General features: G+C 60.3%; 8 protein-coding genes. 2 read left to right on the top strand and 6 right to left on the bottom strand.

The genetic code is table 11. From position 1 onward, the window contains the following. Positions 1 to 174: 174 nt before the first annotated feature. Positions 175 to 1,671 (bottom strand): sensor histidine kinase, encoded by a 1,497-nt coding sequence (locus WCA10_RS01225; RefSeq protein ID WP_472820656.1) that lies wholly within the window; start codon positions 1,669 to 1,671, stop codon positions 175 to 177. A 20-nt stretch (positions 1,672 to 1,691) separates the two neighbouring features. Then, entirely contained in the window at positions 1,692 to 3,344 is a 1,653-nt protein-coding gene (locus WCA10_RS01230) for an NAD(P)/FAD-dependent oxidoreductase (protein WP_472820657.1), read from the bottom strand. Positions 3,345 to 3,794: 450 nt separating this feature from the next. Here WCA10_RS01230 and WCA10_RS01235 point away from each other — a divergent pair, with 450 nt between their 5' ends. Further along, positions 3,795 to 4,499 (top strand): response regulator transcription factor, encoded by a 705-nt coding sequence (locus WCA10_RS01235; RefSeq protein WP_472820658.1) that lies wholly within the window; start codon positions 3,795 to 3,797, stop codon positions 4,497 to 4,499. Between the two features lie 90 nt (positions 4,500 to 4,589). Here the strand turns inward: WCA10_RS01235 and WCA10_RS01240 are convergent, their stop codons facing one another. The 3 genes from WCA10_RS01240 to pruA all read right to left on the bottom strand — a co-directional run bounded on the left by WCA10_RS01240 (position 4,590) and on the right by pruA (position 8,490). Then, positions 4,590 to 5,582: a zinc-dependent alcohol dehydrogenase family protein gene (locus tag WCA10_RS01240; protein ID WP_472820659.1), complete on the bottom strand. Its 993-nt coding sequence runs from the start codon at positions 5,580 to 5,582 to the stop codon at positions 4,590 to 4,592. Between the two features lie 84 nt (positions 5,583 to 5,666). After that, the gene (locus tag WCA10_RS01245; RefSeq protein WP_472820660.1) at positions 5,667 to 6,683 is read right to left on the bottom strand and encodes a YncE family protein; all 1,017 of its coding nucleotides are present in this window, start codon (positions 6,681 to 6,683) and stop codon (positions 5,667 to 5,669) included. A 214-nt stretch (positions 6,684 to 6,897) separates the two neighbouring features. Continuing rightward, a complete protein-coding gene (pruA, locus tag WCA10_RS01250) occupies positions 6,898 to 8,490 on the bottom strand; it encodes an L-glutamate gamma-semialdehyde dehydrogenase (RefSeq protein ID WP_472820661.1) in 1,593 nt (530 codons plus the stop codon). A 410-nt stretch (positions 8,491 to 8,900) separates the two neighbouring features. On the opposite strand from pruA, the gene WCA10_RS01255 reads away from it, so the two are divergent. Then, positions 8,901 to 11,114: a DUF3300 domain-containing protein gene (locus WCA10_RS01255; RefSeq protein WP_472820662.1), complete on the top strand. Its 2,214-nt coding sequence runs from the start codon at positions 8,901 to 8,903 to the stop codon at positions 11,112 to 11,114. Between the two features lie 88 nt (positions 11,115 to 11,202). Here the strand turns inward: WCA10_RS01255 and WCA10_RS01260 are convergent, their stop codons facing one another. Continuing rightward, positions 11,203 to 14,394, bottom strand: a complete 3,192-nt coding sequence (locus WCA10_RS01260; RefSeq protein WP_472820663.1) for a WD40/YVTN/BNR-like repeat-containing protein — start codon at positions 14,392 to 14,394, stop codon at positions 11,203 to 11,205. Positions 14,395 to 14,584 lie beyond the last annotated feature (190 nt).

The following is a 14,584-nucleotide window of genomic DNA, read 5'->3' on the forward strand; positions in this document are numbered from 1 at the left end:
CAGTAAACGATTTCCAGCTTCGGCACCAGACTACACCACGCACTTCACCGGCGAACAACGGCTATCCTCGATCAGGCCGCGGCGCAGCTGAGACCGCTTCTGATGGCCGCATCATTTCAGGTTTTGGGGATGGTCGAGTCTCTGGTTTCTGACCCGTGATCTCTGGGAAGGGAACTACTTTGTCTTTGGTCCGGCCCCGTTGCCCGCAGGTATACCGCTCAACGGCAACCGCACCAAAAACCGCGTATTCCCGGGCTGCGATTCCACATCGATCTTGCCGCCGAACTTCTGCGTCACAATCCGATGCACAATCTCCAACCCCAGGCCGGTCCCCGAACCCTGTGGCTTGGTCGTAAAAAATGCCTCGAAAATCCGAGGCAGCACATCCGCTGGAATTCCAGGTCCGTGATCCGTAATGCTGACCGCCAGCCACCCTGGATCGGTACCATTGCCATTTGCTGGCTCCGTCCACGTCGCAATCTCGATCTGGCCCTGCATCGGCGAAGCATCCGCGGCATTGTCGATCAGATTGGTCCACACCTGGCTCAGCGCTGAACCGCGCGTGTGAATCACCGAAGGCGAAGCTTCAAACCTCTTTTCCACGCCGATCTGCTTGATGCGGAGCTTGTGTCCCAGAATCGTAATCGTGCTCTGCAGGCTGTCATGCACGTCCAGGTCTTTCACCGGCGAGCGATCGTCATAGGCAAACTTTTTCACCGCCATCGCCAGATCGGACACGCGCGAAATGCTCTCCTCGATCGAGCAAACCAGCGAGACGCTCGACACCAGCGCCTCCAGCCAGTTCAGCGCGTCTGAAAAGCTCTTCGCATCAAAATATTCCCGCGCGCACTTCAGCTCTTCCTGTTCAAAGCCAATTTCCACCAGCGACGGTGCAATGGTGAAGGCGTTTTCAACGCCTGCATCCTGCAGCCACTCTGCCAGCTTCTCTTCGGCATCGGCCTGCTCCACCGAACTCATCGCCGAACAATGACAGCCTTTCATCGCATGCTGCAGCAGGTTGTGCATGCACTGCATTTGATCGGGCGTCTTGGGCTTGCTCGCCGACCGCAAACTCAGGTCCTGCAGCTTCAACAGGTTTTCGCGCAATTGCGATGCGGCCCGCTTCGCAGCCGATCCAGGATTGTGCAGTTCATGCATCAACCCCGCCGCCAGCGTTCCCAGGGAAACCAGCTTCTCCCGGTGCAGCGCCTCTGCCTGGTGCGCATGCAGCCGCATCGCCATGTCCGCCAGAATCACCTTGCGCGCCTCCGGGCAACAGGCCATCAATCCCCAGAACTGATCTGCGGTAAACCGCAAGAGAAGCGAGTCGCGCACCGCGGTCACGAGGAACATTGCGTGCGTCTTGCCCGTCAAAAAGGGAGTCTCGCCGAATGCTTCGCCGCTCTGCGCTGTTCCGACTGTGCTGAGCGATCCATCAGCTTCAACGCGATCCGCGCGGCACTCGCCATCGAGAACCAGCCAGTAGTGCAGCGGCCCCTTGCCCGGCTCCATTAGCGTCGCGCCTGCTTGTGCTGTCACGCGGTCTACCACGCTGAGGCTCTCCAGCGCATCGGCCGGCACGTCTGCAAAGGGCCGCGTGCGCTCCAGCGCTCCCGCCAGTTCCTTCATCGGAACCGACTCAATGCTCATCAACTGTGCGCCCGCGCTCATCTTGCCGTTTCAATCCCCATTTAGAACCCCGCCAGGTACTGGTGCGCAAACTGCACCGCAATCGATCCCTCACCCACTGCTGACGCCACGCGCTTCACCGATCCGTGCCGCACATCCCCTGCCACAAACACACCCGGAACGCTTGTTTCCAGCAGAAACGGCTCGCGCTGCTCCCGCCAGCCATTCAGCGCCTTACCATCCTGCCGCAAATCCGGTCCCGCCAGCACAAACCCCTTTTCGTCACGCAAGATGCTCTCGGGAAGCCATTCCACTCCCGGCTGCGCACCAATAAACACGAATAACGAAGAGGCTTGTACGCAATACTCGCCTTTTGGACCGCGCAAACGCAAGACCTCCAGCCTCTCTTCGCCTTCCGCTGCCATTACCTGCGTTTGCGTTTCCACCACAATATTGGATGTGCGCTCGATCTCATCGATTAAATATTTCGACATGGTGGCCGCAAGTCCCTTCCCGCGCACCAGCATCGTCACCTTACGGGCATACTTGGCGAAGTACAACGCCGCCTGTCCAGCCGAATTCGCGCCTCCCACCACATAGACTTCTTCGTCTTTGCACGAACTCGCTTCCACCAGCGCCGCCCCATAGTAGATTCCGCGCCCCGTCAGCCGGTCCGACCCCGGAATTCCCAGCTTGCGGTACTGCACGCCCGGCGCCAGCAACACCACGTGCGAAGCCACCTCACGCCCATCCCCCAGTTGCACAAAGCGGTATTGCCCGTCGATCCGCAGCCCCACCGCCCTCTGCGTCAAAAACTCCGCCCCAAACCGCGATGCCTGCGTGTGCGCCCTCCGTCCCAGGTCCGCGCCTGTGATGCCCGCAGGGAACCCAAGATAGTTCTCGATCCTCGAACTCGAACCAGCCTGCCCTCCCGGCGCCTCCGGCTCAATCACCAGCGTCTTCAGCCCCTCGCTCGCCCCATACACCGCCGCAGCAAGCCCTGCGGGACCCGCGCCTACCACCGCCATGTCATAGAACTCCTGGGTCGCCTGGGTGCTCAGCCCCACTTTGCCGGCGAGGGCATCCGGCGTGGCCTCCGTCAGCAGGCTTCCATCCGCAAACAGCACTGCCGGCAGCTGCTCGGGAGCCACATGCCGCTCCTCGATCAGGTTGCGCGCGTCTTCGCTCGATGCAGCGTCCAGCCAGCGATACGGCACATGGTTGCGCGACAGGAAATCCCGCACCTTGTAGTCATTGAGCGCCCACCGGTTGCCAATCACCCGCAGCCCTTCAAATGGAGGCCGGTATCCCGCCTTCCAGTCGTCCAGCAGATCCGTCAGCACGGGGTACAGCTTTTCCTCCGGCGGATCCCATGGCTTGGTCAGGTAATAGTGAATGCGCGCCGTATTGATCGCCTGGATCGCCGCTTCGGTGTCGGCATAGGCCGTCAGTAGCACCCGCTTTGCATGCGGAAAGATCTCCTTCGCTCGCTCCAGGAACTCCACTCCGGTCATTCCCGGCATCCGCTGGTCGCTCAAAAGCAGCGAAACCGGCTCCTGGCGCGTCTTCAGTATCTGCAGGGTATCCAGGGCCGCCTGGCCGCTGGCCGCGCGCATCACCCGGTATTCCGCACCATATTGACGGCGCAGATCCTGTACAACCGCCTCCAGAACGCTTACATCGTCATCCACCGCCAGTAAATTCGGCCTCGCCATAACCTTTCCAGTCTACGATCTCTACCGTCTTTTCGCAGGGCTGCAACTGCTTTCATTCCAATCAAATCCATAGCAATCACTGGTCGCCACCAGCGGCAGTCCGTGGTTCCATACCACTACAGTAACTCCCTCTTGTGCCAAGTCGGTAAACAGGGTGTTCAGGCAACCCCGAAGGATTCTCCGTGACGGCTCGGTCATTTGGGCTGTAAGCTTATTTTCAGGGTATTACCTAGGTGCAGGTACCTCTGAGCAATCGGAGTGACGAAAGGCATGTGTATGATTTCCACTACACCAATCAGGGGAATTCCCACGGGCTTTTTAGGCGGTTGTCGATAGTAGTTGCAGGCAGAATAAACGCCATCAGATGGAATAGCAGCACCCGGCCCGTGAGAAATGAGATGCCGGTTTCGGCCAAATGTAAGGTGTTTCCCAGGCGAAGAGGCGCAAAAAATGAACAAGGTCATTCTCGCAGATTCACAGGCTATCTTTCGTGCAGGGACCGCCAAGGTTCTGGCCATGGACGAAGACCTGCGCATCATTGCCCAATGTACCGATCTGGATCGGATGATGCATGCCGTCACCACCTTCCCCGGGTCCATCGTGGTCTTCGCAGCATCCTTGCGGCCCGACATGGCCCGCTTGAAAACGCTGCTCGAAGCCTCCAACAGCCGCGGCATCGTCATCGCCGAAAACACCGAGGCTGCCAGCAGCTATCTGCAGCAAGGCTTCAGGGGAGTCGTTTTCCGCAATGTCACCGGCCAGGCGCTCGTCGAGTGCGTCCGCCGCGTGGCTGCCGGAGATACATGGGCGCCGCCCCAGCTTCAGATTCCCGACTCGCCTGAAGAGGATATGGTGGGCACTCGCGTTCGCGACCGCCTTACTCCGAAAGAGATGCGCATCGTCGCGCTCATCGTCCAGGGCTGCAAGAATCGCGAGATCGCGCTGCGCCTCAAGACCACCGAGCAGGTCATCAAGAATTACCTCCGCTCCATCTACGACAAGACCGGCGTCAGCGATCGTCTGGAACTCGCCCTTTTCACGATCCATCACCGCGTGCTCGCGCAGGCTGCAGCAGAAGTCGGCAGCAAGCTCGAAGCCGAGATGCAGCAGGCCCCGACCATGTCGACTGGCTCTCCAGCCCTCGCCCAGTCGTAGCGAAATCACTTCGTACCAAACTCGAAGGCCGCTGATTCAATCAGCGGCCTTCGCAGATTTACCCTAAACGATCTCAAACTAGTGTAAGAATCACGATACCCTGATCACAACTTTTCCCACCTGTGCGTTCGACTCAAGATACCGATACGCCTCCACCGTGTCCTTGTATGCGAACGTCTTCGCGATCTTCGGTACAAACCGCCCATCCGCCAGACGGTCGAAGACGTACTTTTTCGCAGCCGCCAACCGATCGAGTTTCGTCGTGATCTCCCGCGCACTGTAGGCCCTCATACTCAGGCCCTTCCGGAACGACTGCCTCAGCGGAAACGGCGTCGGCTGCATCGAGAGTCCGCCATAAATAAATAAGACGCTCTCCTGCGCTGCGCCCGCCGCCAGCGTTTCCACATACGGCCCTGCCACAGGATCAAAGATCAGGCGGGTTCCTTTGCCACCCGTGATCTGCTTTATCCGCCCCGCATAATCCTCTTCGCCGCTGACAATCACGTGATGCGCTCCGAGCGCGATCAATGCATCCTTTTTCGCTGATGTGCGCGTCACCGCAATCGCCGTTGCTCCCGCATCGCGCACAATGTCGATTGCAGCCAACCCGACGCTCGAAGAAGCCGCCGGAATCGAAACAAAATCTGCGGCACTCACCTTGCCGTAAAACACCAGCGCTCCATATGCAGTCAGGTATTGCATCCAAGCGGCCGCCGCCTGCTCCGGCGTCAGGTTCGCGGGATATTCAGTCAAAGCGGTGGCCGGCACCACCGCCTGCTTGCCCAGCGTGCCGTACTCGTTCATCGAATACGCCGGAATCGTTGCAACACTTTTGCCGATCCACTTCGAATCAACGCCCTCGCCGACAGCTTCGACAACGCCCGCAACCTCGTACCCAATCCGGGACGGCAACTGCGGCTGTTCGAGGTATTGGCCGCGATAGTAAAGCGCCTCCGCACGATTCAGTCCCGCCGCCAGCACCCTCAATCGCGCCTCGCCCATGGCAGGTTCCTGCAGCGGCGCCTCTTCAATCTTCAAAACCTCAGGCCCACCCAACTCATAAAATCTAACAATCGTTGGCATCTAGCCTCCACACGCATTGGATGTTCGGGAAGAAAACCAAGGTGCGATCGAGTATCTGCCTTGTTGCGAATTCCAGGAATCTGTCTATCGCCCTACCACCACCAGCTTGAATGTGCCTGGCTTCGACTTCGGCCGTCCACCGCCGGTTGCGTCCTCAAACTCCGAGGTCGGAAGATAGATCTGATGATTCCCTCCATCGATGCCCATGGTCCGCGCCCCATCCGCCGTCTTCACCGTTTGCTCGACCGCGAACTTGTCGCCCGCTGTGCCGATTACCGTGAGTGATCCGTCGCGACAACTGGCAAAGGACTGCCCGTTATAGTAGCCGGTTGCGTCCACGCCGGCTCCAATCGGAAGCGCCGCCTCGATCTTCCCGTTTTCGGCATTCATCACTACAAGCTTTTGAGGATTGCGGCAGCCGATAAAGAGGCGATGCGCGTTCCGATCCATCGACATGCCGACTGGATGACCGCCTGGCGCAACGGGCCACTTCGCGAGGACCTTGCGCGTATTCAGATCGACCACGGCAACAAGGTCTTTGTCTTCGAGGTTGACGAATGCTTTACCCTCGCCATCCGCGGCTAGAAACTCGGGGGCACCCCCCAACTCAATCGGCGCATCAATCTTTCCGCTTTGCGGATCGATGTCCGGATGGAAGGTCATCAGTGCGTTGCCGTCGCCGGAGACAGCCAGCACCAGATCGGTCTTGCGGTCATAGATGATTCCATCCGCATCCGGCATGGCCGCGAGTTTACCCAGCACCGCATAGGTCTTCAGATCGAATACCAGGATTGCGCCCTTGCCGCCGCCGTCGGTGATGAATCCACGATTGAGCTTCGGAACCAGCGCCACGCCATGAGAGCGAATCTGTCCCGGAATATCTCCCAGAACCTTTCCGCTCTCATCGTCGATCACCTGCGTATGCGTTGACCGCGTGACAAAGAGCCGGTGCGACTGCGCATCAATCGTCACATAATCCCAGCCACCCTCGCCGCCAATGTGAAACGTCTGCTTTACGTTCCAGTTCGATTGAGCCGTTGCCATGGACGGAATTCCGAGCAGCACCAATACTACGGAAACAACAAGTTGATTCAGTCGCATCTCGATACCTCTTGCAGAAAGATTGTGACGAGAGCCTCGTCGGTAGTCGTCAGCAAGATTAGTTCTGAAAACTTAAGATTGAATCAAGGAAACTGCATTTTGCTCGATCAACGCGACGATTCTCAACTTGTTCAATCAAAATTCACGAGAAAAAACAGAAATCCCTCGAGAGAATCTCTCCCGAGGGACGCTGTCTACTTCCAAATTGGGCGTCTTACAGTTTCTCCGCCACGCTCTTCGCCTGCGTAAACAGCAGCAGATAATCCGGCCCACCCGCCTTTGAATCCGTGCCGCTCATATTAAATCCGCCAAACGGATGCGCACCCACCATCGCGCCCGTGCACTTGCGATTCAAATACAAGTTGCCCACGTGAAACTCGCGCCGCGCCATCTCCAGCGCCTCACGCGATCCGGTATAAATTGCGCCCGTCAGTCCGTACTCGGTATTGTTCGCGACCTGCAGCCCCTCATCAAGATCCGCAACCTTGATCACTGCCAGTACCGGCCCGAAAATCTCCTCCTGCGAAATCACCGCGTCCGGAGCGATATCCGCAATCACTGTCGGCTCGATGAAGAATCCGCCCTCTGTGTTTTCGACAGCCTTGCCACCTGCAACCAGCCGGCCTTCTTTCTTGCCCTTCTCGATATAGCCGAGGATCGAATCCATTGCAGACTTGTTGACCACCGGCCCCATGTTGGGATGCGTCGCAGGATCGCCTACTGTGAGCTTGGCCACCTTCTCGCGAACGCGCTCCACAAAGATGTCGTACACCGGCGCCTCGACAATCGCCCCCGAACACGCCGAGCACTTCTGCCCGCTGAATCCGAATGCCGAAGCAACAACGCCATCCACCGCAGCGTCAAGATCCGCATCCGCGCAAACCAGGATCGAATCTTTGCCGCCCATCTCCAGCACCGTCCGCTTGATCCAGATCTGTCCCTTCTGGTGCTTCGCTGCGCGCTCGTGAATCTCAAGGCCCACGTCGCGCGACCCAGTGAACGCGATGAACCGCGTCTTCGGATGCTCCACGATCGCGTTGCCGAATGTCGCGCCCGATCCCGGACAGAAATTCACCACGCCGCCCGGCATCCCGGCCTCCTCCAGCACTTCCACAAACTTCGCGGCTATTGTTGGCGAATCGCTCGACGGCTTCAGGATCACCGTGTTTCCCGTGACCACCGATGCCACCGTCATCCCCGCCATAATCGCAAACGGAAAATTCCACGGCGGAATCACCGCGCCCACGCCCAGCGGAATGTACATCAGTCGATCGATCTCACCCGGCAACTGGATCGGCGTCTCCGCCTTCGCCAGCCGGAGGGCCTCGCGGCTATAGAACTCCAGAAAGTCAATCGTCTCGCCAACATCCGCGTCGGCCTCGGCCCAGTTCTTGCCCACTTCGTACGTGAGCCATGCGCAAAATTCAAAATGCCGTTCACGAATAATCTTCGCCGCATTCAGCAGCAGAGAGACACGTGTCTCTACCGACGTACGGCTCCAGGTCTCGAATGCATCGAGCGCGGCCTGCATTGCCTTCTCGGCATGCTCCGCGTCGGCCTTCTGGTGGATGCCCACCACCTGCGCCGGCCGCGCTGGATTGAACGACTTGATCTTGCCGTCGGTTCTCAGGCGATGCCCGCCAATGATCAGGTCGTATTCGTGACCGAGGTGGCTGGCCACCAAGTCCAGCGCAGCCTGCATCTTGCGGGCGTTCTCGGGGTTCTTGAAGTCGGTAAACGGCTCATTGCGGAACTCGCCCTTGGGCGAGCGCGGCGGAATTTCGGTAGGAAGTGTCACGGTTGCCATAGCGAGTCGATTGTATTCCCTTGAGCAGATTTTTCGGTCCACAACATTGGAGTCATACCGCCTCCTTCTAGTGGCTTTTTCTTAATCAGGCCGCAGCCTTCGGCATTCTGTTTTGCCCTCCTCCGCCGAGCACATGTTTAGAAAAACACAGCAGTTCTGCCCCGACTCTACCCTCTGGCATCCGGTCCCCGCTTGCCACACCCCATCCCGTCGACCTTGCCTAATTTCAACAATTCCGTTACATCCGCGAAACTAACCCGCGGTCTCAGGGTTGCTATTTAGGTACCTCTGCGGCGGTTCAATGCGACGGTTCATTCCGATCGGAAGCCACAACAGGCGTACACGAGCACTCGGCGATGACAAATGCTTTCAAGTCAGAGCGGCGCTTCGCACGAATCCAGTGAGGGATAATGAAACCCCAATTCGATCTGCGTACCTTGCGTTCGCTCTCTTGTACATCGCTCTCGGGTTTACCTCCCAACGCTTTTGAAGGTCTCAACGGTCAGTCAGCGCATCGATTCTGCCGGTTCCGCCCCTCAATCCCGGCATTGGCCCTCATCGGATTTGGTTTGGCGGGCTTTACTGCGGTGGCGCAGGAACCCTCCCCGATTCCCAACTGGCCTGCCGACGAACCCGGCGCCACGGCGAGCCAATACTCGCCAACTCCGCAATACCAGCAGCCGCCCCAACATCAGCAGCCTCCGGCCTATGGCCAGCAGCAGGGCTACCCGCAGCAGGGATACCCTCAGCAACAACAGAGCTACAACGATCCGACCCAGGGCATCGCCCAGCCCTATCAGCCGGCGCAGGCCCTCAACCCCGACCGCCTCGAACAGATGATCGCCCCCATCGCTCTCTACCCCGATAACCTCGTTTCCATGGTTCTGGCAGCCTCCACCTATCCGGCGCAGGTAGCCGCCGCAGACCAGTGGCTGCACATGCAAGGGGGCGCACCGCCTGACCAGATTGCCGCGGGCGCCAACGCGCAGACCTCATGGGATCCAAGCATCAAGGCGCTCACCGCCTTTCCGCAGGTGCTCGACCAGATGGCTCAGAACCTGCAGTGGACCACCGACCTCGGGAACGCCTATTACAACCAGCCGCAGGACGTGATGCAGACCGTCCAGGTGATGCGCGATCGCGCCCAGGCCGCCGGCAATCTTGAGAGCACTCCGCAGCAGGACGTGATCGAAGACCAGGGCAATATCGAGATCGCCCCGCCCACGCCGCAGGTCGTCTACGTGCCCCAGTACAACCCATGGGAGGCTTACGGACAGCCCGTAGACCCGTACCCTGGTTACAACGTCCTCGGGGCCATCGGATCTTTTGTCGGCAACGCTCTGCTTCAATGGGGTCCCGGCATTGCCATGGACGCCTTCTCCGTCACTCCCTTTGGATGGCTCGGCTGGGGCCTTGACTGGCTCTCGCACGCCATCTTCTTCGGTGGCGATGTGTGGTGCACGCACAGCGGCGAAGTTCGCGACTGGGGCTTTGCTCACGGCGGCGGCCGCTATTGGGGAGCACACGGCGAGCTGGCCGGCTTCCGCGATCATGGTGGCTGGGGCGGTCGCGGCGGCTGGGGTGACCGCGGTGGTCGCGGTGGCTGGCAACACAACACCTTCCGCTCCGGTCTCGATCGCGGCAACTTCCCCCATGCCACCAGCCCCACGCCCCGCGCCTTTAACGGCGGCCAGCGCGCATTTGGCAACCAGCGCGCATTCGGAAACCAGGGCAACTTCGGCAATCGCAACGGAGGAAACTTCGGCCGCGGATACCAGGGCAACGGCAATACCTACGGCCACGGCAACGGCTACCAGTCCTCCGGCAACACCTATGGCGGCTACGGGCAGCGCCATGGCGGTAATGGCTTCGGTCAGCGCTACGGCCAGAACGGCAACACCTTCGCTCGTGGCGGCGGCTACGGCCAAAATGGCAGCACCTACGGTCGCGGCGGTGGCTACGGCAACGGCCAGTCCAGCTACGGATACGGCAATCGCACGCCCCAGGCCACGGGGCGACCCCAGCAGTACGGCAACACTCGCGCATTCGCCCAGGGCGGTTACGGCGGAGCCCGCGAAGCCTACGGAAACGCGGGCCGCGGGTCCTACGGATCACCCGGCATCTATGGCCATCCTCTGCAGAACTACGGCATGCGTCCCGGCTTCGGCGGCAGCAACACACAGGCCTATCGCTCGCCCGGTTATAGCTCCGGCTCCGTGAACCGTTCCTACGGATACAGCGGCGGATATGCAGGCGGCTCGCGCAACTACGGCGGATCGAGCACCTATGGAAGCTCCGGCTTTGCGCACGCTCCATCGGGCGGCGGATTCCGCTCCTTCGGCGGCGGCCACCAGGCATACAGCTACGGCGGCGGGAGCTACAAAGCTCCCAAGGCCCAAAGCTTCGGCGGAGGTGGCCACTCCTTCTGGGGTGGTGGCAGAGGCGGTGGGTACAAAGCCCCCTCGGCTCCACACTTCAGCGGTGGCGGAGGCAGTCACTTCGGAGGCGGCGGCAGTCACTTTGGCGGTGGCCATTCCGGTGGTGGAGGAGGTCACTTCGGCGGCGGCAATTCTGGTGGCGGCGGACACTCGAGCAGCCACGGCGGCGGCGGTCATCACCGCTAGACCGCAGTCTCACGCAAGCAGCTTGCATCCATGCAAAATGACCACCCTGGGGTGGTCATTTTGCTTTCCGTCGCAATTCTGAAGATGTCTACTCCTCGTCGCCCATCTCGAGTTCATCTTCGAGCCTGCGATTCAATCCCCGCGTATCGAGATCGATCGCCGCGAGGTGCTGCTTTTTCAACTCAATGTTTAGCGCCCTCACATCCGACGCTTTCACCTTCTCCCACTGCTCGATCAGCCCATCCAGCGGTCTCGCCGCAGTCTCAGCCGCCTCGCTCTGCGCCGTCGTCGGAGCCGCATCCGCAGCTTCGATCGAGTGCTCCAGCCGCGCCAGAATCATCCGTACCGACCCCAGTGTCGCCGGCCCAGCCGGTCCGCGTCCGAATCCGCGCCCGCCATGCTCAGGCCCCGCAATCGCATCGAGCTTCGAATCGATCGTCGGCCCAGCCTGCCCTACTGGCGGCTGACCCTTGCGCGCCTTCAGCTGCTCGCGCAGCACGCTGATCTCGTGCAACGCCGCCGTCGCCTTCATCACGTCGTCATACATCCGCTTCGCCACGGTGAATTGCTGCTCGAGGTCCGCCATCGGCGTTTTCACCCGCGGATCCATTACCACCTTCAGCGGCTCCGAAAGCGTCTTCCCACCGGCAATCAACTTCACCGTGTACTCGCCCGGCATCACCCACGGAGCCGTCGAAACCTGCGGCGTATCGTGCGGAGTCGCCAGCATGTCATCCGGTCCCGTCGACAGTCCCGGCACCTGCGGATACTGCATGTCCCAGAGGAAGCGATGATGTCCCGGCGCCGCCGACAGCACGCGCGGCTTCCGCTCCCACACTGACGGGACGGAATAATGCGGGTCCGGCTTCGGCATCGGATCGTCCGAGTTGAAGCGCGCAATCGTCTGCCCCTTGCCGTCCACAATCTCCAGCGTCACCACGCCCGACACGTTCGCGCCGAGGTAGTAATCAATCACCGCCCCATCCGGCGGATTCTTCGTAGAAGGAAAATCCGCAGGCCACGGCGTCGGCGGATTCATATCATTCCGAATGCGCAGCGCTGTCTGCGGTGCATACAAATGCGCAACTTCGCTTTCAGTTGCCGCCGCAACCTGCCGCAGCGGTGTCACGTCATCCAAAATCAAATAGCCGCGCCCATGCGTAGCCGCAATCAGGTCGTCGCCCTTCACTTCTAGATCCCGCACCGAACTCGCCGCCATATTGAGCCGCAGGCTCTGCCAGTGATCGCCGTCGTCGAACGACACATACACCTGCGTCTCCGATCCCGCATACAGCAGCCCCTTGCGCTTCGGATCTTCGCGAATCGCGCTCGTCGCCGCTCCATCCGGAAGTCCGTTGTCGATCTCCGTCCAGCTCTTGCCGCCGTCGTGCGTGCGGAACAAATGCGGCCGCATGTCATCCAGCCGCATCGTGTTCACCGCCGCGTACGCCGTCTGCGCGTCAAAGTGTCCCGCATCCATGTTGAAGACTTTCCAGAAAGCCTTCATCGCTGGCGGCGTCACGTTCGTCCAGTGCCCACCCGCATCCTCCGTCGTCCAGATCAGCCCATCGTCGGTGCCGACCCACAGCCGGTTCCCATCCAGCGGCGATAGTCCCAGCGAGTAAATCACGCCGCGCTGCGTCACCTTCGCCGCCGGCGCGTCCTTGTAGTCGTCCACCACCGCCGGCAGTTGCCACGTCTCGCGCGACAGATCGGGACTCACTTCCTTCCAGTTCTTCCCGCCATCTTCCGTCAGCCACAGCGTGTTCGTAGCAAAGTACAGCTTGTGCGGATCGACCGGCGAAAACATCAGAGCCTCGGTGCGCAACGCGCGATACCCGCGCAACGGCTTCGGCTCCACGTCCTGGATTTGCCCTGTGCGCCGGTCGTACTTTGTAACCTTGCCGCCGTACACAATGTCCGGGTCCAGCGGATCGGGCGCCGCATATCCGTATTCCTCAATGCCCGCCGGATGCCAATCGTGAAACGTGATGCGCCCATCATTGCTGCGGCTCGGCACGCACGCCGATCCTGAATCCTGCTGACCGCCGCACACGCGATAGGGAAACGCATTGTCCGTCGTCGCGTGATACATCTGCGCGGTCCCCTGGTTGTACCACTCCGCCCAACTGTGGCCGCCGTTCTGTGAAATCACCACGCCCTGATCGCTGGCCAGCGCAATGATCTTCGTGTTGTTCGGATTCACCCAGACATTCTGATAATCGTCCCCACCCGGCGATCCGCGCAGCGCCTTCCACGTCTTGCCGGCATCTGTCGACTTCCAACTCACAATGCTGGCCACGTACACCGTGTCGGGATCTTTGGGATCGACCAGCGGCACTGGAACATCCCCACCGCCAATCCGCTCCTCCGGCCGCGAGTCGTCTTCCGGCGCGTGCACCCAGTGGTCGCCGCCATCGTCTGACCGATACAGCCAGACCGGCCCCTTCACCGGCGCGATCTCCGCATAAATCCTCTTCGGATTGCTCGGCGAAATCGTCATCTGCAACTGCAAAATTTCATCCGGCAGCCCATTCCCCGTCAGCTTCTTCCATGTATCGCCGCCATCGGTCGTGCGATACAGTCCGCCCTCTCCGCCGCCAAACGACCCGTTCTCCCACGGCGCCTCCTGCCGCTGCCACATTCCCGCAAACACAATCTGCGGATTCGTTGGATCGATCTGCACCTCTGACGCGCCGGTTTTATTACTGACAAACAAAACGCGCTTGAATGTCTTCCCGCCGTCGTCGGTGCGATAAAGCCCGCGCTCCTCATTCGGTCCAAACGGATGCCCCTCCACCGCCACAAACACGCGGTTCGCATCCTTCGGATCAATCGCAATCTGTCCGATCTGCTGCCCGTCGCGCAGTCCCTCCAGATGCGTCCACGTCTTGCCCGCATCGGTCGACTTGTACACCCCATCTCCCGTCGAAAGATCCGGCCGCTGCAGCCCCTCGCCGCTTCCCGCATAGATGGTGTTCGGATCGCTCAGAGAAACCGCAATCGAGCCAATCGACCCGCTCGATTCTTTGTCCCACACGCTATGCCAAGTCGAGCCCGCGTCCGTCGTCTTCCACACGCCGCCATTCACCGCGCCCAGGTAAAGCGTCGCCGGCTCGCTCGGCACCCCGGCCAGCGCACGCGTTCGCCCGGCGCGCATCGGCCCAATCTCTCGCCATTTCATGTCTGAGAAAACCTTCTCGTCCACCTGCGCCTGTACGCAGGCTCCAATCAAAACCATCGAAACGGCAACCAGTAACACGCGGCTCAAAATCTTCATGCTTCTCCTTTGCATGGACCCCTGATGTATGGACCTTGGTTCAGCAAAATCGGGAATGGTCGTGCCAGGCTAGCGCAGGGGGCAGGGAATTCGCGGCGCGGAGCCCTCCGCTAGATGTTAACGAATGAAAATGGTTCTGCCCGCTTTTTTCGCGTCGGCCACGTCCGTAGGCACACCCGAGAAGAGCCGC

This window comes from Occallatibacter sp., from assembly GCF_049582745.1.
GTDB lineage: Bacteria > Acidobacteriota > Terriglobia > Terriglobales > Acidobacteriaceae > Telmatobacter.